The sequence below is a fragment of the Pseudomonas frederiksbergensis genome (assembly GCF_017114915.1).
In the GTDB taxonomy this organism is placed as follows: domain Bacteria; phylum Pseudomonadota; class Gammaproteobacteria; order Pseudomonadales; family Pseudomonadaceae; genus Aquipseudomonas; species Aquipseudomonas frederiksbergensis_I.
In genome coordinates this window covers 34,008-53,101 of record NZ_JAAUOE010000009.1, presented here as the reverse complement: position 1 = coordinate 53,101, position 19,094 = coordinate 34,008, and the positions used below count along the sequence as shown (strand labels likewise).

Here is a 19,094-nt window from a genome sequence, read left to right as displayed (position 1 = left end):
GACGGTAGCTCGATGAAGAACAAGTACAACAAACTTGCCTTGCTCTGCGCACTGGCCACCCTGGGCACCGCACACGCGGCGCCCTACGTGGAGAACGGCAGAACAGGCGATCCCGATAGCTGGCGCAGTACGGAGTTCAACGCCGACTGGGGCCTTGGGGCGATCGATGCTCAAGAGGCCTACGCGGCCGGTTACACCGGCAAAGGGGTGAAACTGGGGATCTTCGATCAACCGGTTTACGCCTTGCACCCGGAGTTTTCCGGGGCCAACAAGGTGATCACGCTGGTCACCAGTGGCATTCGCGAATACACCGACCCCTACATTCCGGTCAAAGCCGGGGACGCCTTTCTCTATGACGGTTCGCCCTCGGTAGGCTCCAACGGCAAACTCGGGGCCCACGGCACCCACGTTGGCGGGATCGCCGCCGGCAGTCGTGATGGTGGCCTTATGCATGGCGTCGCCTTTGGCGCGCAAATCATCAGCGCCGACAACGGCGACCCAGGCCCGGAAGACGGCATCATTCGCGGCAACGACGGCGCGGTGTACAAGGCCGGTTGGGACGCCCTGATCGCCAGCGGCGCGCGGATCATCAACAACAGCTGGGGCATCGGCATCACCGACCGCTTCGACCTCGGCGGCCGGGACCCGGCATACCCGCATTTCACCGTGCAGGACGCGCAACTGCAATTTAACGAAATCCAGACCTTGCTCGGGACCAAACCCGGCGGTGCCTACGACGGCGCCATCGCGGCGGCCCGCAGCGGCATCGTGACAATTTTCGCCGCCGGCAACGATTACAACCTCAACAACCCGGACGCCATCGCCGGCCTCGGTTACTTCGTCCCCCAGATCGCGCCGAACTGGATGACCGTCGCGGCGTTGCAGAAGAACCCGGACACCAGCAGCCCCAATCCCTACACCATCAGCACCTTCTCGTCGCGCTGCGGCTACACCGCGAGTTTCTGCGTGTCGGCACCGGGTAGCCGGATCTACAGCTCGATCATCAGCGGCACTAATGCCGCTGACTTGACCACCGGCTACGCCAACTACAACGGCACCTCGATGGCGGCGCCGCACGTTGCCGGCTCGGTGGCAGTGTTGATGGAACGCTTCCCGTACATGACCGGCGCGCAAGTCGCCAGCGTGCTGCGCACCACCGCCACCGATCTCGGCGCACCCGGCGTCGATTCGCTGTACGGCTGGGGCATGATCAACCTGCGCAAAGGCATCGACGGCCCGGCGATGTTCGTCACCGAGCAGGACATTCCCGAAGAGTTCCGCATCGACGGCGCCTATGGCTCCAGCCAGTTTGTCGCGGACTTGCCCGGTATCGGCGCGATCATCGACGCCGGCAAACCCACCGAGCGTGTGTGCAATGACGTGCACTGCGGGCTCGACTATTGGCGCAACGACATTTCCGGCCACGGCGGCCTGACCAAGCAGGGCATCGGCACGCTGGTGCTGACCGGCGCCAACACCTACACCGGCCCGACCCTGGTCAATCAGGGCCGATTGGCGATCAACGGTTCGCTGCTGTCGGCGGTCACCGTCAATGACAGCGGCATCCTCGGCGGTAACGGCAGCATCGCGGCGCTGACCGCGAAAAGCGGCGGCACCGTGGCGCCCGGCAACTCCATCGGTATCTTGCAGGTGGCGGGCGACGTGACCTTCGAGCCCGGCTCGACCTACGCTGTCGAGCTGTCGCCCACCAGCAGCGACCAGATCATTGCTGGCGGCAAGGCGGTGATTGAAGGCGCAACCGTCAGCCTATCGCTGGAAAACAGCCCGACGCTGCTGACCACCGGCGAGACGAAAACCCTGCTCGGCAATCAGTACAACATCCTGCAAGCAGCCGGCGGAATCGAAGGGCGCTTCGGTGCGGTGCTGCCGGATTACCTGTTTATCGGTGGCACCCTCGACTACGCGGCCAACGGCATTCAGCTGGCCGTCGAACGTAATGCGACGTCTTTCACCAGTGTTGGTCTGACTCCGAACCAACGCGCGGTGGCCGCTGCCGCCGAGCAACTGGGCACGGGCAATCCGCTCTATGAAACCCTGCTGCTGTCACCGACCGCCGCTGTCGCGCAACAAGCGTTCCAGCAACTGTCCGGTGAGATTCACCCGGCAATCGGCACGCTGCTGATCAACGACAGCCGTTACCTGCGCGATGCGGTCGGCGAACGTCTGCGCGAGCGTGATCTGTTCGACGCCGGCGCACCGACCGATAACCGCAGCAACGCCTGGCTCAACGTGCTCGGCGCCTGGGGCAAGAGCGATGGCGGGCATGACAACGCCAGTTCCAACAGCTCCATTGGCGGGCTGCTGGCTGGTGTCGATGGCTTGATCACTGAAGATACGCGACTGGGTTTCGTCACCGGTTATAGCGACAGTTCGTTGAGCATGGGCGATGGCACGCATTCGTCGGCCTCGGTCGACAGCTATCACTTGGGTGCGTATTTGGGCCATGAAATCGACGCGTTGCGCCTGAGCGTCGGCGGCGCGTACAGCTGGCATCGCATCGACGTCAAACGCGACCTGCAATTCGGCGACGTCAGCGGCAAGCAGAAATCCAAACGCGATGCGACCACCGCGCAACTGTTCACCGAAGCGGCGTATCGCCTGGACCTGCAACCGGTTGCTCTGGAGCCGTTCGTCAACCTGGCCTACGTGCACCTGAACAGCGACAGCTTCAGTGAAAAAGGTGACGCCGCCGCACTCAAGGGCGGTGAAAACAACCGCGACGCGGTGCTCTCGACCCTGGGCCTGCGGGCGAGCAAAGCCATTGCGCTGTCCGACCAGCATCAGTTGGAACTGTCCGGCACGCTGGGCTGGCAGCACAACCTGAGCAACACCCGCTCCGAAGACCACCTGGCCTTCGTCAACGGCAACACCGCGTTCAGCGTGCAAAGCGTGTCCATGGACCGCAATGCCGCGGTGGTCGGCGCCCGTGCCGGATTGGCGCTGAGCCGCGATACCCGTTTGAACCTGGATTACAACGGGCTGCTCGGCTCCCGGGAAAAAGACCACGGTGTGGGCCTGACCCTGGACTGGCAGTTCTGATTTGACGCAAAGGAAGCCACCACATGGGACTGTTTGATTACAAAAATGCTGACGGCAAGACGTTGTACAGCGACGCCATCGCGCTGACGCTGTATGCCTACACGCCCACCGGCCAGCCACTGCCGGCGACCGCCTGGGCGCCGATTGGCGCGGCGGCCTTGGGTTACCAGGGCAAGGTCGGGCCTCAAGGCACTTTCTATGGCGAGAAGGATGGCTTCACCAGCGCCGAAGCCGAAATCCTCGGCAAATACGACGGGGCAGGGCAGCTGATCGGTCTCGGCATTGCCTTCCGTGGCACCGGGGGCCTGGGCTACAGCGACACCTTCGGCGACATGAAAAACAACCTGCTGGCCGCGGTCGGACCGGTGGATTACGCGAGCAACTACGCGAAAAACGCCTTCGACACCTTGCTCAAAAATGTCGCTGCGTTTGCCATCGCCCACGGCCTGAGCGCCAAGGACGTACTGGTCAGTGGGCACAGCCTCGGCGGGCTGGGGGTCAATAGCCTGGCGGAGTTGAGCGGCAATAACTGGGGCGGTTTTTTCAAAGACGCCAACTACATTGCCTTCGCCTCGCCGACCCAAAGCGCCACCGGCAACAACGTGCTGAACATCGGCTACGAGAACGACCCGGTGTTTCGCGTGCTCGACGGCACCACCTTCAGCAGCGGCTCGCTGGGCAAGCATGACGGTCATCAGGAGTCGGCGACCAACAACATCGTCAACTTCAATGACCAGTACGCCTCCACCGCGCAGAACCTGGTGCCGTTCAGCATTCTCAACCCACTGAACTGGTCGGCCCACGGCTCGTTGGGCTATGCCGACGGTTTGAACCGGGTGATCGACTCGCGCTTCTACGACCTCACCGACAAGGACTCGACGCTGATCGTGTCCAACCTGTCGGAGTCGTCCCGAGGCACGACCTGGGTCGAAGACCTGGGCCGCAGCGGCGAACCGCACACCGGCAGCACGTTCATCATCGGTACCGACAGCCATGACTGGCTTAAGGGCGGCGCGGGCAATGACTTCATCGAAGGCCGTGACGGTAACGACCGGTTCCGCGATGACGGTGGCTACAACCTGCTGCTGGGCGGCAAGGGCAGCAACACTTTCGAGCTGCAGAAACCGTTGCAGAACTTCAGCTTCGCCCATGACGGCGACGGCACCCTGTATGTGCGCGACGCCTATGGCGGCATCAGCATGACCCGTGACATCGGCGCGCTGGTAAGCAAGGAGTCGGGCTCGTGGTGGGGCAGCAAGGAGGTGACCTACAACGTCACTGCCAATGGCTTGCTCAATGGCACGGAACTGACCCACTACAACCACTCGCTCAACGGCGATGCCTACGGCAACACGCTGGTGGCCAGCGTCGACGGTGACTGGCTGTTCGGCAACGCCGGCGACGACCTGCTGCGCAGCGACAAGAGCCACGTGACCTTCGTCGGTGGCGCGGGCAATGACGTGATGCAGGCCTCGGGTGGCAACAACACCTTTCTGTTCAGCGGCGCCTTCGGCTTCGACGCGATCAATGGCTACCAGGGCAGCGACAAACTGGTGTTCATGGGTGTCCAGGGTGCGGGGCAGGGCTATGACTACACCCAGCACGCTTCACAGGCCGGCAACGACACCGTGCTGAAGATTGGCGATTACGCCGTGACACTGGTGGGGGTGGGCCTGGACAACCTGTCGGCTTCGGGATTTGTCTTTGCCTGAAGAAACCGAATGAAAGCATTGCACTAAATACACCGGGGCGCCCTGCAAGGGGCGCCCCGGTTGTGAGCTGTCTCTGATAAATCCAACAAAGAGAGGCAATACCATGGGTGTGTATGACTACAAAAACTTCGGCACAGCAGACTCCAAGGCGTTGTTCAGCGACGCCATGGCGATCACGCTGTATTCCTATCACAACCTCGACAACGGTTTCGCCACCGGTTACCAGCAAAACGGCTTCGGCCTGGGCTTGCCGGCAACCCTGGTCACCGCGCTGATCGGCGGCACCGATTCCCAGGGCGTCATCCCCGGCATTCCCTGGAACCCCGACTCGGAAAAAGCCGCACTCGAAGCCGTGCAAAAGGCCGGCTGGACACCCATCACCGCCGCGCAACTGGGCTATGACGGCAAGACCGATGCGCGCGGAACCTTCTTTGGCGAGAAGGCCGGTTACACCAGTGCGCAAGTGGAGATCCTCGGCAAGTACGACGCCCAGGGTCATCTCACGGAAATCGGCATCGCTTTTCGCGGCACCAGTGGCCCGCGGGAAATCCAGATCGGCGATTCCATCGGTGATGTGATCAACGACCTGCTGGCGGCGTTGGGGCCCAAGGATTACGCGAAAAACTACGTGGGCGAAGCCTTCGGCAATTTGCTTGGCAAAGTGGCGGCATTTGCCCAGGCCAATGGGTTGTCGGGTGAGGACGTGCTGGTCAGCGGCCACAGTCTCGGCGGGTTGGCGGTCAACAGCCTGGCGGACTTGAGCAGCGAAAAGTGGTCCGGGTTCTACCAGGATTCCAACTACATCGCCTACGCCTCACCGACCCAAAGCAGCAGCGACAAAGTGCTGAACATCGGTTATGAAAACGACCCGGTGTTCCGCGCGCTCGATGGCTCGTCGTTCAACCTGGCTTCGGTGGGCGTGCACGATGCTCCCAAGGATTCAGCGACCGATAACATCGTCAGCTTCAACGACCACTACGCCTCGACGGCATGGAATGTGTTGCCGTATTCCATCCTTAACATTCCTACCTGGATCTCGCACTTGCCCACCGGTTATGGCGACGGCATGACCCGGGTGCTGGAGTCGGCGTTCTACGACCTGACCAGCAAGGATTCAACCATCATCGTTGCCAACCTCTCGGACCCGGCGCGTGCCAACACCTGGGTCCAGGACTTGAACCGCAACGCCGAAACCCACAAGGGCAGCACCTTCATCATCGGCAGCGACGGCAATGACCTGATCCAGGGCGGCAAGGGCAACGACTACCTGGAAGGCCGCGACGGTAACGACACCTTCCGCGATGGCGGCGGCTACAACATTCTGTTGGGCGGCAAGGGCAGTAACGTGCTGGACCTGCAGCAGTCGGTGAAGAACTTCGTCTTCGCCAATGACGGTGCCGGCAACCTGTACGTGCGCGACGCCAACGGCGGCATCAGCATCACCCGCGACATCGGCAGCATCGTCACCAAGGAGCCGGGGTTTCTCTGGGGTGTGTTCAAGGATGACGTGACCCACAGCGTCACCGCCAATGGCCTTGCCGACGGCAGCAACCTGACCCCGTACGCCTCGAGCGTGAAGGGCACCACCGGCGCCGACACCCTCAAGGCGCACGCCACGGGCGACTGGTTGTTTGGCCTGGACGGCAACGACCATTTGCTCGGCAGCAGCGGCAACGACGTGTTTGTCGGCGGCGCGGGCAATGACCTGATGGAGTCGGGCGGCGGGCTCGATACCTTTCTGTTCAGCGGCGCGTTTGGCCAGGACCGGGTGGTGGGCTATCAGGCCAACGACAAACTGGTGTTCCTCGGGGTTCAGGGCGTTGCGCCAAACGATGACTTGCGCGCCCATGCCACGGCGGTGGGGCAGGATACGCTGCTGACGTTTGGCGGTGATTCGGTGACCCTGGTGGGTGTCGGGCTGGACAGTTTGTCTAGTGGGGGGATTGTGATCGCCTGAGGGTGATGGGGCGCCTGTCAGGGCCAAGCTTCGCTCCTGCATTGGAATGCGTTCCCCTGTAGGAGCGGGCTTGCCCGCGAAAGCGGTGTGTCAGGCGACATCAATGTTGACTGTACCGACGTCTTCGCGGGCAAGCCCGCTCCTACACTCCAATACCTGCACCAACAGGAAATGGCACTAAAGCATCAGCCCTCTCATGCGTTACACTATAACGCTATAGCTGCATGCCGCCATCGAGTACAGGAGATTGTTCAACGTGAGTAACAGCAAGAGGTACACCATCGGTTTGGCGCTGGCCTTTCTATCGGCCACCGCCGCCGCAGACCTGCCTCAGAGCTCGATTCTGACCCGTTACGGGGTCACCTCCGATCAACTGCCGAAGCCGGCAGCCACCGAAACCGTCAATTCCACCGAAGAAAAAAGCCGTTTCCACATCCAGCCGGAACAGCCCTGGGTGACCGTGCGCCTGGGCGACGGCAAACAACCGGAGAAGACCGGCAATATCAGCATCGACCGTTCGATGCAGCAGGAACTGGAGCGCTGCCAGCGGATGCGGGAACAACTGATCCGGCGTGGAGGACACTACATTTCCTGCGACAACAGCATTCCGGGATACAGCCAGCAATAGTCCACTGACCACGACATGAGTGACTGATATGACCCTATCCACCAGTGTGGCAGGGCAGGCGGGAAGTGTTTCCCCTGCGCTGGCCACCAGCGTTGCAAAAACCAACACCCGGATGCTGGCCATCGATGCCCTGCGTGGCTTCGTCATGCTGTTGATGCTCATCGATCACGTGCGCGAAACCTTTCTGCTGCACCGCCAGGTCACCGATCCGATCGATGCGTTGAGCGTGACCCCGGACCTGTTCTTCACCCGACTGCTGAGCACCCTCTGTGCCCCGGTGTTCATCTTCCTCACCGGTTTGTCGGCCTGGCTCTACAGCCAGAAACACACGGCCAATGAAACGTCGGTGTTCCTGCTCAAGCGCGGGCTGTTCCTGGTGTTTCTGGAACTCACGCTCGTGTGCTTTGCCTGGAACGCCGAGTTCCCGCCCAAGACGTTGTGGCTGCAAGTGATCTGGTGCATCGGCATCTGCATGATCGTGCTTGCCGGGTTGCTGCACTTCAAGCGCGGTTGGCTGATCGTGCTCGGGGTGGCGATTGTCGCCGGGCACAACTTGCTCGATGGCGTGACCGTGGGGCCGGAGTCGCCGTTCTTCGTGCCGTGGTCAATCCTGCATCAGCGGGTGTTCATCGACATCACCGAATTCACCCGGGCCCGCACCACCTATCCGGTGTTGCCGTGGATCGGCGTGATTCTGCTGGGCTGGGCCATCGGGCCGTGGTTCGGCAAGGACATGGAGCCGACCGAGCGGATTTCCCGCTTGCTCAACGTCGGCGTCGGCCTGCTGGTGGCGTTCGTGTTCATCCGTTACCTGAACGTTTACGGCGAAAAGCCTTGGGTGCAGACCGGTGATTCGCTGCGCACCTTCATGAGCTTCATGAGTGCGAAGAAGTACCCGCCGTCGCTGATGTTCCTGATGCCGACCCTCGGTCTGGGGCTGATCCTTCTGGCGTTGTTCGAGAAGGCTCAGGATCGCTGGTCTACCGCGACCCTGGCGATTTACGGCGGTGCGCCGATGTTCTTCTACTTGCTGCACCTGTACGTGCTCAAGGCCATGTACCTGGTCGCTGTCGCCATCTGGGGCGTTAATCAGGGCACCTATTACGGTTTCGATAACCTGCCCATGGTCTGGCTATGGAGCGTGATCCTCGGCGTGTTGCTGTTCTTTCCGACGTGCTGGTTCGCCAACCTCAAACAGCGTCGTCGCGACATCGCGATTCTCAAGTATCTCTGATCTCAAACCTCTGATTGGCAGCCCGCGTTGGCAACAACGCGGGCAACCCGTTCAGGGGCTCAGTCTTCCTTGCGAACCGTGGCCACGTCATCGGCGCGGACTTTCACCTTGGCCCCGGAAATATCTTCGAACTCGAAGAAGCCATCCTTGTTCTGGGTGTTCGGCATGTCTTTGGTCAAATACTGAGTGCCGTTCTGCAGGGTCACGACTGTTGGCGTCGAGCAACCGGCCAGGGCCAGAAAGGCCGCTACCGTCAGGGGCAAACCCAGAGTCTTGATATTCATACACATCTCCATCACTCAATAAAAACAGCGCGAACGCCTCGTTCGAGATCAATCCTCACTGTGCTTCTAACGCGGTTGGTGCGATGGAATGGCAGAAAGTTCGATGGCCTCCCGAAAATTGCTCAATAGCGTCGCCACTGATCCTTTTCCGTTTGCACCGGATGGGGCATAGCTGGTATCTGTACGCATAACCAGTATTCGCTTGCCATGGCCCGATTGCCCGTGATTGTAAATCCGCTCGATGACCCGTTCTATTACTTGAACAACTTCATGCAAGTGCTTGATTGGCTTGAGCATCGCTATGCCGATGTTCTCAGCATCGAAGAACAGGATTTCATCCGCGACTTCAATCGGCTGCCCCGTGAGTCCCAGGCCTTGCTGGTCAGGCTGGTGATGCGCAAGGGCGTGCATTTCAGGGCCGGTAAACTGAGTTACGTCGAGATCGGCGACATCGCCAGCGCCGCGGCGCCGCTCCTGGATTTGGGCTGGATCGATGAGCAGTTGCCATTGCCCATCGAGGAGCTGTTCGAGGTGTTGCTCAAGGCCGAGATTCTCCAGTGCTTTGGTGACGCCATCGATCAACCGAAAGGCAAAAAGAGCGATTGGTTGCCGGCCCTGAGCGAGCAGTTTCCTGAAGAGCAAAGTTTTGCCCAGTGGTGCCCGGCACTGGATGATCGGTTGTTCAGCTTGACCGTCATGGGCCTGTGCGATCGGTTGCGCCTGATGTTCTTCGGCAATCTTTACCAGGACTGGTCAGAGTTCGTGCTAGCCGACCTCGGCATCTATACCTACGAGAAAGTCGAGTTTTGCGCCGAATCCCGAGGCTTGCGCAGTCGCGAGGACGTCGACGCCTGCCTGTTCCTGCACAACTGTCAGCAGCGTTTCGAGGTCGGTGAAGAGGTGGCGGTGGTTGTCGAACAGATCAACGGACTGGAGCTCGCCAATCCCTGGCTGCAAAGACGTCGGGCCAAGCTGCTGTTCCAGATCGCTCAGCACTGCGAGCGCATGGCGGATTTTTCCACCGCCCTGAGCCTCTACCGCGATTGCGCCTACCCTGGCGCGCGCCTGCGGCTGATTCGGGTGCTGGAGCGTTGTGGCGAATTTCAACTGGCCATGGACCTGGCGACCCACGCCGAGCAAGCCCCGGAAAGCGCCACCGAACATCAGCATTTATTACGTGTGCTGCCCCGACTGCGGCGCAAATTGGGCGGGCCGCCGATCAAGCGGCCAGCCCCTCGGCCCATGCAGCGCCTGGACCTGCAATTGCCCCGGCACGATCCGGCGCTGTCGGTGGAGTATTACGTTCAGGCGCATCTGGCGGACGAATCGGCGCCGGTGCATTACGTCGAGAACAGCCTGATCAATTCGCTGTTCGGGCTGCTGTGCTGGCCGGCGATCTTCGCCCCGTTGCCGGGGGCGTTTTTTCACCCGTTCCAGCGCGGGCCGGTGGACCTGCACAACGAAGACTTTCATGCGCGGCGCGCGGAGCTGTTCCAGGCCTGCCTCGCCGAACTCGATGACGGGCGCTATACCCGGACCATTCGTGAACGTTACATCGCCAAGTGGGGTGTGCAGTCGCCGTTCGTATTCTGGGGCGCGTTGAGCGAGGAACTGCTGGAGCAGGCGCTCGACTGCCTGCCCGCCGAACACCTCAAACACTGGTTCAATCGACTGCTGCTCGACATCAAGGCCAACCGTGCCGGCATGCCGGACCTGATCCAGTTCTGGCCGCAGCAAAAAACTTACCGAATGATCGAAGTCAAAGGCCCCGGCGATCGTCTGCAAGACAATCAGGTGCGCTGGCTGGAGTTCTGTCACGAGCACCAGATGCCGATCGCCGTTTGTTACGTGCAATGGGCGGAGCAGGGCGCTTGAGCTACAGCATTGCGGTGCGGGCCTTGTGTGAATTCACTGCCAAGGTTGGCGACCTCGACCTGCGCTTCACCCCGTCGCCGACCGCGCTGGAAGGCATTATCGGCCATCGCACCGTGGCGTCACGACGCAGCGAGGGTTACCAGAACGAGGTCGCGCTCGAGGGTCAGTATCGAACCTTGACCGTGAAAGGCCGGGCGGATGGTTACGATCCGGCGCAAAACTGCCTCGAAGAAGTCAAAACCTACCGGGGCGACCTGAGCAAGCAACCGGCCAACCACCGGCAACTGCACTGGGCGCAGGCGAAGATCTATGGCAGGTTGATGTGCCAGAAACTGGATCTGGCGCAGATCAACCTGGCGCTGGTGTACTTCGACATCGTCAGCGAGAAGGAAACCTGTCTGGTCGAGACCTTCAGCGCCGCCGACTTGCAGCTGTTCTTCGAGCACCACTGCGGGTTGTTCCTGCACTGGGCCGAGCAGGAAATGGCCCATCGCGAAGGGCGCAATCTGGCGGCGCAACAGCTGAGCTTTCCCCATGCCGATTTTCGTCCGGGCCAACGGCATCTGGCCGAGTCGGTGTTCAAGGCGGTCAGCACCGGCCGTTGCCTGATGGCCCAGGCACCCACCGGTATCGGCAAGACCATCGGCACGCTGTTCCCGATGCTCAAGGCCCTGGCGCCGCAGCAACTGGACAAGGTGTTTTTCCTCACGGCGAAAACCCCGGGGCGCAAACTGGCGCTGGACGCGGCCCGGGTCATCCTCGACAGCGCCGATGCGCAGCCTTTGCGAATCCTCGAGATGATCGCCCGGGACAAGGCTTGCGAACACCCGGACAAGGCCTGTCATGGCGAATCCTGCCCGTTGGCCCAGGGTTTTTATGATCGTCTGCCGGCCGCGCGCCAGGCCGCCAGCCAATTGAGCCTGCTGAACCAGAGCGCCTTGCGCCAGGTTGCGCTGGAACATGAGGTTTGCCCTTATTACCTGAGCCAGGAAATGGCCCGTTGGGCGGACGTGGTGGTCGCCGACTACAACTACTATTTCGACTTCAGCGCGTTGCTGTTCGGGCTGGCTCAGGCCAATCACTGGAACGTCGCGGTGCTGGTGGACGAGGCCCACAACCTGGTGGAGCGCGGCCGGCAGATGTACAGCGCCAGCCTCGACCAGGCGACCTTGAACGGCGTACGAAAAACCGCACCCGAGCCGTTGAAGAGATCCTTGCAGCGAGTCAATCGTGAATGGAATGCCCTGCACGATCAGCAACTCGCGCCATATCAAGCCTACGACAAAGTCCCGGAAAAACTGCTTCAGGCACTGTCCTTGTGCTGTGCGAGCATCGGCGACTACCTGAATGACCACCCTCAAGGCCTGGATAGCGGTTTGCAGACTTTTTACTTCGACATGCTGCAGTTCGGCCGTGTAGCTGAACTGTTCGATGAGCATTTCCTGTTCGACATCAGCAAACGAGACCTGGACCGCAAGCGCAACCTGTCGCACCTGTGCCTGCGCAACGTGGTCCCCGCCGGTTTCATCCGCCCACGCCTGACCGCGGCGCGTAGCACGGTGCTGTTTTCCGCGACCCTGAGCCCCCGGCATTACTACGCCGATTTGCTGGGAACACCGGCGAACACGGTATGGATCGACGTGGAGTCGCCATTTCACGCCGATCAGCTGCACGTGCACATCGTCAGCCAGATTTCGACCCGCTATGTCCACCGTCAAGCGTCCCTTGCGCCCATCGTCGAACTGATCGCCAAACAGTTCACCCAACGCCCCGGCAACTACCTGGCGTTTTTCAGCAGTTTCGATTATTTGCAGCAAGTGGCGCAGTTGTTGGCCGAGCGGTATCCGCAGATCACGCAGTGGTCACAATCCCGTGGCATGGGGGAAGCGCAGCGTCAGGACTTTCTCGATCAATTCACTGCCGACAACCAGGGCATCGGGTTTGCGGTGCTGGGTGGCGCATTCGGTGAAGGCATCGATTTGCCCGGCGCCCGATTGATTGGCGCCTTCATCGCCACCCTGGGGCTCGCGCAACTCAATCCGGTCAACGAACAACTGAAACAGCGCATGGCGGCGATTTTCGGTGCCGGTTATGACTACACCTACCTGTTTCCAGGTGTGCAGAAAGTGGTGCAGGCGGCGGGGCGAGTGATCCGTGCACGGGAGGATCAAGGGGTGGTGATGCTGATCGATGACCGGTTTGGCGAGAGTAAGGTCAAGCAATTACTGCCGCGCTGGTGGGCGGTCGAGAAGGCACACAAACCCCCTTGTGGGAGCGAGCCCGAGTAGAGTCAGGCCTTGCGGTTACGCAAACTACGCTCCATCCGCGCAATCCCTTCTTCCAGCAACGTCCGTGGGCAGCCGAAGTTCAGGCGCACGAATTGCTGGGCGTGATCGCCGAAATCCAGCCCGGCGCTCAGCCCGACTTTGGCCTGTTCGAGGAAGAAATGCTGCGGGTTGTCCAGCCCCAGCGCGGTGCAGTCAAGCCACGCCAGGTAAGTGCCCTGGGGTATGTTCATGGTCACACCCGGCAACCGCGTGCGAACTGCCTCCACCAGGCAGTCCCGATTGCTTTGCAGGTAGGCCATGAGTTCGGTCAGCCAGGGGCGGCATTCGCTGTAGGCGACGCGGGTGGCTTCCAGGCCCAGGGGGTTGACGCTGTCGACCATGCCGCAGCGTGCATGATTGACGCGATGGCGCAAGGCTGCGTCCTGAATGATCATGAACGCCGTCTTCAGGCCCGCGATGTTGTAGGCCTTGCTCGCCGACATCAGGGTGATGGTGCGCTTGGCGATCTGCGGGCTGAGCGAGGCGGTCGGAATGTGCACGCGCCCGTCGAAGCATAGCTCGGAGTGGATCTCGTCGGAGATGATCCAGGCGTCCTGTTCCAGGCAAATGTCAGCGACCGCTTGCAGTTCTTCCCGGGGAAAGACCTTGCCCAGCGGGTTATGCGGGTTGCTCAGCAGCAAGGCGCCACCGCCTTGCAGCGCCTGGCGCAAGGCATCGAGTGGCGTGGCATACGTGCCATCGGCCAGCGCGTCGAAGTCCAGTTCGACCTTGTTTAACTGCCAGTGACCCGGTGCATGGCGCAGCGGCGGGTAGTTGGGCGTCTGCACGACCACGTTCTGCTGCGGCTGGACCAGCGCATGCAAGGCCATGTTGAAGCCCGATTCGATACCCGGCAGGAAGACCAGCTCCTGAGGCTGCACGCGCCAGGCGTACTTGTTCCACAGGTCGGCGACGATGGCGTCGCGCAAATCATCCTGGGCCACGCTGTAACCGAGCATCGGGTGTTCCAGGCGTTTTTGCAGCGCCTGGATGATCGCGGGCGGCGCGGCAAAATCCATGTCGGCGACCCACATCGGCAACACGTCGGCCGGATAGCGGCTCCATTTGGTACTGCCGGTGCCGTGGCGGTCGAACACCTGATCAAAATCGAAAGTCATGCTCAGTCTCATAAAAAGCAGAGGGGTTAATCCGGCGCTCATGATAAGCGCCAACCTTCACCGCTGGCGAGGTGCTCGATAGACCATGACCGGCAAGCCACCGACGGTCGGTTTCCAGACCGCGCACGGCAACATTGTCTAAAGTTCTAATTGGCGGTAGTTCCGTTGCCGTCACCGTGATCGTCCAGAAAAACCCGGTCAACGCACCGGGTTTCCACCTGATCAGGAGTGCACGATGGACCTCAACCGTCGTCAGTTCTTCAAGGTCGCTGGTCTCGGCCTTGCGGGATCCAGCCTCGGCGCGCTGGGCATGGCCCCGACGCCAGCCTTCGCCGAACAAGTGCGTCATTTCAAGCTCGCCCATACCCATGAAACCCGCAATACCTGCCCGTACTGCTCGGTCGGTTGCGGCTTGATCATGTACAGCCAGGGCGACAATGCGAAGAATGTCGCCCAGAGCATCATCCACATCGAAGGCGATGCCGACCACCCGGTCAATCGCGGCACCCTCTGCCCTAAAGGCGCTGGCCTGCTCGATTTCATTCACAGCCCCAGCCGTCTGCAATACCCGCAGGTGCGCAAGCCCGGCACTACGGAGTGGACGCGGATCTCCTGGGATGAAGCGCTGGACCGCATCGCCGACCTGATGAAGGCCGACCGCGACGCCAACTTCATCGAGAAGAACGCCCAGGGGCAAACGGTGAACCGCTGGCTGACCACCGGTTTCCTCGCGGCGTCGGCTTCGTCCAACGAAGCGGGTTACATGACCCACAAGGTGATTCGCAGTCTGGGCATGCTGGGGTTCGATAACCAGGCACGTGTCTGACATGGCCCGACGGTGGCAAGTCTTGCCCCGACGTATGGCCGTGGTGCCATGACCAACCACTGGACCGATATCGCCAACGCGAATCTGGTTCTGGTGATGGGTGGTAACGCAGCAGAAGCGCACCCTTGCGGTTTCAAATGGGTGACCGAAGCCAAAGCCCATAACAAGGCGCGGCTGATTGTGGTCGACCCGCGTTTCACCCGTACGGCCTCGGTGGCCGACTATTACGCGCCGATCCGCACCGGCACCGACATCGCCTTTATGGGCGGGCTGATCAATTACCTGCTGACCGAGGACAAGATCCAGCACGAATACGTGCGGGCCTATACGGACGTGTCGTTCATCGTCAAGGCCAACTACGGTTTCGAGGACGGGTTGTTCAGCGGTTACGACGCGAGCAAGCGCATCTATACCGACAAGTCCGGCTGGGGCTACGAGATCGGCGAGGACGGTTTCGCCAAAGTCGACCCGACCTTGCAAGACCCACGCTGCGTCTACCAATTAATGAAGCAGCATTACAGCCGCTACACCCTGGAGCTGGCCAGTCAGGTCTGCGGCATGCCCGCAGACGCCATGCAGAAAATCTGGGAAGAGATCGCCACCTGCTCGCAACCGGGCAAAACCATGACGATTCTCTATGCCCTGGGCTGGACCCAGCACTCGATCGGCTCGCAGATGATCCGCAGCGCGGCCATGGTGCAACTGCTGCTGGGCAACATCGGCATGCCGGGCGGGGGCGTCAACGCCCTGCGCGGGCACTCCAACATCCAGGGCCTGACCGACCTCGGCTTGCTCTCCAACCTGCTGCCCGGTTACCTGACCCTGCCGGCCGAAGCCGAACAGGACTACAACGCCTACATCGCCAAACGCGCCCTCAAACCGCTGCGTCCCGGGCAGATGTCCTACTGGCAGAACTACGGCAAGTTCCACGTCAGCCTGATGAAAGCCTGGTACGGCGCCAATGCCACCGCCGAGAATCACTGGGGCTACGACTGGCTGCCGAAACTGGACATTCCCGGCTACGACATCCTGAAAATGTTCGACATGATGGGCAAGGGTCAGGTCAACGGCTACATGTGCCAGGGCTTTAACCCGATTGCCGCCTTGCCGGACAAGAACCGGGTGATGAAGGCGCTCGCCAAGCTCAAGTGGCTGGTGGTGATGGACCCGTTGGCCACCGAGACCTCGGAGTTCTGGCGCAACGTCGGGCCTTACAACGATGTGCAAACGGCCGACATCCAGACCGAAGTCATCCGCCTGCCCACCACCTGTTTCGCCGAAGAAAACGGTTCGCTGGTCAACAGCGGCCGCTGGCTGCAATGGCACTGGAAAGGCGCCGACGGCCCGGGGCAGGCGCGCACTGACGTGAAGATCATGAGCGAGTTGTTCCTGCGCCTGCGCCAGCGTTACCAGGCCAATGGCGGCGCCTGGGCCGAGCCGATCCTCAAGCTCCACTGGCCGTACAAGATCCCCGATGACCCGACGCCGGAAGAGTTGGCCCGGGAGTTCAACGGCTACGCCATCGTCGATGTCACCGATGCTTCGGGTGCGGTGGTCAAGGCCGGTCAGCAGTTGTCCGGTTTCGGCCAGCTCAAGGACGATGGCAGCACGGCGTCCGGTTGCTGGATCTTCTGCGGCAGCTGGACCGAGCAGGGCAACAACATGGCCCGGCGTGACAACAGCGATCCTTACGGCATGAAGCAGAACCTGGGCTGGGCCTGGGCCTGGCCGGCGAACCGACGGATTCTCTATAACCGCGCCTCTTGCGACCCTCAAGGCAAACCGTGGGATGCGAAAAAACGGCTGGTGTGGTGGAACGGCAAGGTCTGGACCGGCACCGACGTGCCCGACTACAAGGCCGATGTGCCGCCGGAAGCCGGGATGAACCCGTTCATCATGAACCCCGAAGGCGTGGCGCGTTTCTTCGCCCTCGACAAGATGAACGAAGGGCCATTCCCCGAACACTATGAACCGTTCGAGACGCCCATCGGCATCAACCCGATGCACCCCAACAACAAGCAGGCGACCAGCAACCCGGCCGGGCGGATCTTCGATTCGGTCTGGGACACCCTGGGCCAGGCCAAGGACTTCCCTTATGCGGCGACCAGCTACCGGCTGACTGAACACTTCCACTTCTGGACCAAGCATTGCCCGATCAACGCTATCACCCAGCCCGAGCAGTTCGTCGAGATCGGCGAGGCGCTGGCCAAGGAGAAGGGGATTGCCGCCGGCGACCGGGTTCGGGTCAGTTCCAAGCGCGGGCATATCGAAGCGGTGGCGGTGGTGACCAAGCGGATTCGTCCGCTGCAGGTCAACAATCAGGTGGTGCACCAGATCGGTATCCCGTTGCACTGGGGCTTCACCGGCGCCACCCGCCACGGTTACCTGACCAATACCCTGGTGCCGTTCCTCGGCGATGGCAACACTCAGACCCCGGAATCCAAGTCATTCCTGGTCAACGTGGAGAAAGTCTAAATGGCCAGCCAAGACATCATCGCCCGTTCGGCCACCACCACCGTCCCGCCTTCGGTGCGCACCCAAGAGGAAGTGGCCAAGCTGATCGACACCACCAAATGCATCGGCTGCAAGGCGTGCCAGGTCGCCTGCTCGGAATGGAACGAGCTGCGTGACGACGTCGGTCACAACCTCGGCACCTACGACAACCCTCATGACCTCAGCGCAGACACCTGGACCTTGATGCGCTTCACCGAGCATGAAACCGACGCCGGCAACCTGGAATGGCTGATCCGCAAGGACGGCTGCATGCACTGCGCCGAGCCCGGTTGCCTGGCGGCATGCCCGAGCCCCGGTGCGATCATCAAACATGCCAACGGCATCGTCGACTTCGATCAGGACCACTGCATCGGTTGCGGCTATTGCATCACCGGTTGCCCGTTCAACATTCCGCGCATCTCGCAAAAGGACCACAAGGCCTATAAATGTACGTTGTGCTCGGACCGGGTGGCGGTGGGGCTGGAGCCGGCCTGCGTGAAAACCTGCCCGACCGGCGCCATCGTGTTCGGCAGCAAGGAAGACATGAAGGAACACGCCGCCGAACGCATCGTCGACCTCAAGAGCCGCGGTTTCGAAAACGCCGGTTTGTACGATCCCCAAGGCGTCGGCGGCACCCACGTCATGTATGTGCTGCACCATGCCGACACGCCCAGGTTGTATGCCGGGTTGCCGGATCACCCGGCGATCAGTCCGCTGGTCGATCTGTGGAAAGGCCTGAGCAAACCCCTGGCACTGTTGGCCATGGGCGCGGCGGTGCTGGCCGGGTTCTTCCACTACGTGCGCGTCGGGCCGCAGTTGGTCGAGGAGGACGAACATCCGACCACCGTCGACCCTGCCGTGCATGAATTCGATCCGTCGGTGCACACCTTCGATCCAAGCAAACCCGGCGGGGAGGACAGGCCATGAACGATAAGCCGATCGTGCGCTACACCGTCAACCAGCGCACCAACCACTGGCTGGTGGCGATTGTGTTCCTGATGGCCGCGCTGTCGGGGTTGGCCTTGTTCCATCCGGGGTTGTTCTGGCTCAGCAACCTGTTTGGCGGCGGCTCGTGGACGCGCATTCTGCATCCGTACCTGGGCGTGGCGATGTTTGTATTGTTTCTCGGCCTGGTGTTCAGTTTCTGGCGGGCGAACTACTTCAGCGCCAACGACCGGTTGTGGCTCAGGCGAGTCGGGACTGTCATGCGCAACGAAGAGGAGGGCGTGCCGGCGATAGGCAAATACAACCCGGCGCAGAAGCTGCTGTTCTGGGTGTTGCTGCTCTGCATGCTGGTGCTGTTGTTCACCGGGCTGGTGATCTGGCGTGCCTGGTTCAGCGAGTACTTCGGCATCACCAGTATTCGCTGGGCGATGCTGCTGCATGCACTGGCGGCGTTCATCCTGGTGTTGAGCATCATCGTCCACGTCTATGCTGGTATCTGGATTCGCGGTTCGGTCGACGCCATGGTGCGTGGCCGGGTCAGCCGCGCCTGGGCGAGAAAACACCACGGGCTCTGGTACCGGGAAGTGACCGGTGACGAGACGCCTGAGCCACCGATCACCAAAAAAGGATGACCC

At 61.4% G+C, this 19,094-nt stretch carries 12 protein-coding genes; 10 read left to right on the top strand and 2 right to left on the bottom strand.

The window, feature by feature from the left end; genetic code table 11:
- Nucleotides 1-12: 12 nt before the first annotated feature.
- The 5 genes from HCU66_RS09280 (at nucleotide 13) to HCU66_RS09260 (ending at nucleotide 8,591) form a co-directional block, all read left to right on the top strand.
- Nucleotides 13-3,060, top strand: a complete 3,048-nt coding sequence (locus HCU66_RS09280; RefSeq protein ID WP_205888191.1) for an autotransporter serine protease — start codon at nucleotides 13-15, stop codon at nucleotides 3,058-3,060.
- Between the two features lie 23 nt (nucleotides 3,061-3,083).
- Nucleotides 3,084-4,772 carry a polyurethane esterase gene (locus tag HCU66_RS09275; protein WP_205888190.1) on the top strand — a complete coding sequence of 563 codons (1,689 nt, stop codon included), beginning with the start codon at nucleotides 3,084-3,086 and terminating at the stop codon, nucleotides 4,770-4,772.
- A gap of 103 nt (nucleotides 4,773-4,875) precedes the next feature.
- A complete protein-coding gene (locus HCU66_RS09270; protein ID WP_205888189.1) occupies nucleotides 4,876-6,729 on the top strand; it encodes a polyurethane esterase in 1,854 nt (617 codons plus the stop codon).
- Nucleotides 6,730-6,985: 256 nt separating this feature from the next.
- Nucleotides 6,986-7,357: a hypothetical protein gene (locus HCU66_RS09265; protein ID WP_205888188.1), complete on the top strand. Its 372-nt coding sequence runs from the start codon at nucleotides 6,986-6,988 to the stop codon at nucleotides 7,355-7,357.
- A 28-nt stretch (nucleotides 7,358-7,385) separates the two neighbouring features.
- A complete protein-coding gene (locus HCU66_RS09260; protein WP_205888187.1) occupies nucleotides 7,386-8,591 on the top strand; it encodes an acetyltransferase domain-containing protein in 1,206 nt (401 codons plus the stop codon).
- Nucleotides 8,592-8,650: 59 nt separating this feature from the next.
- Here HCU66_RS09260 and HCU66_RS09255 read toward each other — a convergent pair whose 3' ends face one another.
- Complete coding sequence (locus tag HCU66_RS09255; protein WP_205888186.1) at nucleotides 8,651-8,875, bottom strand: YgdI/YgdR family lipoprotein; 225 nt, start codon at nucleotides 8,873-8,875, stop codon at nucleotides 8,651-8,653.
- 207 nt (nucleotides 8,876-9,082) lie between these two features.
- Between HCU66_RS09255 and HCU66_RS09250 the strand changes: the two genes are divergently transcribed.
- Both HCU66_RS09250 and HCU66_RS09245 read left to right on the top strand, forming a co-directional pair.
- Nucleotides 9,083-10,750 carry a VRR-NUC domain-containing protein gene (locus HCU66_RS09250; RefSeq protein WP_205888185.1) on the top strand — a complete coding sequence of 556 codons (1,668 nt, stop codon included), beginning with the start codon at nucleotides 9,083-9,085 and terminating at the stop codon, nucleotides 10,748-10,750.
- On the top strand, nucleotides 10,747-13,038 hold the full coding sequence (locus HCU66_RS09245) for an ATP-dependent DNA helicase (protein ID WP_205888184.1): 2,292 nt from the start codon (nucleotides 10,747-10,749) through the stop codon (nucleotides 13,036-13,038). The genes HCU66_RS09250 and HCU66_RS09245 overlap by 4 nt, the downstream gene beginning before the upstream one ends.
- 2 nt (nucleotides 13,039-13,040) lie before the next feature.
- On the opposite strand, the gene HCU66_RS09240 is transcribed toward HCU66_RS09245, so the two are convergent.
- Nucleotides 13,041-14,195, bottom strand: a complete 1,155-nt coding sequence (locus HCU66_RS09240) for a MalY/PatB family protein (protein ID WP_205888183.1) — start codon at nucleotides 14,193-14,195, stop codon at nucleotides 13,041-13,043.
- A gap of 235 nt (nucleotides 14,196-14,430) precedes the next feature.
- Here HCU66_RS09240 and fdnG point away from each other — a divergent pair, with 235 nt between their 5' ends.
- Genes fdnG through HCU66_RS09225 form a run of 3 tightly spaced genes read left to right on the top strand, consistent with a single transcriptional unit; the run spans nucleotide 14,431 to nucleotide 19,091 of the window.
- A complete protein-coding gene (gene fdnG / locus HCU66_RS09235; RefSeq protein ID WP_205888182.1) occupies nucleotides 14,431-17,496 on the top strand; it encodes a formate dehydrogenase-N subunit alpha in 3,066 nt (1,021 codons plus the stop codon).
- On the top strand, nucleotides 17,497-18,441 hold the full coding sequence (gene fdxH / locus HCU66_RS09230; protein ID WP_205888181.1) for a formate dehydrogenase subunit beta: 945 nt from the start codon (nucleotides 17,497-17,499) through the stop codon (nucleotides 18,439-18,441). It abuts the gene before it with no gap.
- A complete protein-coding gene (locus HCU66_RS09225) occupies nucleotides 18,438-19,091 on the top strand; it encodes a formate dehydrogenase subunit gamma (RefSeq protein ID WP_205888180.1) in 654 nt (217 codons plus the stop codon). Before fdxH ends, HCU66_RS09225 begins: the two co-directional genes overlap by 4 nt.
- The last annotated feature ends 3 nt before the right edge of the window (nucleotides 19,092-19,094 follow it).

Bases quoted from the DNA above. Each gene is read 5' to 3' on its own strand.
- HCU66_RS09280 (WP_205888191.1), top strand. From the start codon at position 13: ATGAAGAACAAGTACAACAAACTTGCCTTGCTCTGCGCACTGGCCACC.
- HCU66_RS09275 (WP_205888190.1), top strand. From the start codon at position 3,084: ATGGGACTGTTTGATTACAAAAATGCTGACGGCAAGACGTTGTACAGC.
- HCU66_RS09270 (WP_205888189.1), top strand. From the start codon at position 4,876: ATGGGTGTGTATGACTACAAAAACTTCGGCACAGCAGACTCCAAGGCG.
- HCU66_RS09260 (WP_205888187.1), top strand. From the start codon at position 7,386: ATGACCCTATCCACCAGTGTGGCAGGGCAGGCGGGAAGTGTTTCCCCT.
- HCU66_RS09255 (WP_205888186.1), bottom strand. From the start codon at position 8,875: ATGAATATCAAGACTCTGGGTTTGCCCCTGACGGTAGCGGCCTTTCTG.
- HCU66_RS09250 (WP_205888185.1), top strand. From the start codon at position 9,083: ATGGCCCGATTGCCCGTGATTGTAAATCCGCTCGATGACCCGTTCTAT.
- HCU66_RS09240 (WP_205888183.1), bottom strand. From the start codon at position 14,195: ATGACTTTCGATTTTGATCAGGTGTTCGACCGCCACGGCACCGGCAGT.
- fdxH (WP_205888181.1), top strand. From the start codon at position 17,497: ATGGCCAGCCAAGACATCATCGCCCGTTCGGCCACCACCACCGTCCCG.
- HCU66_RS09225 (WP_205888180.1), top strand. From the start codon at position 18,438: ATGAACGATAAGCCGATCGTGCGCTACACCGTCAACCAGCGCACCAAC.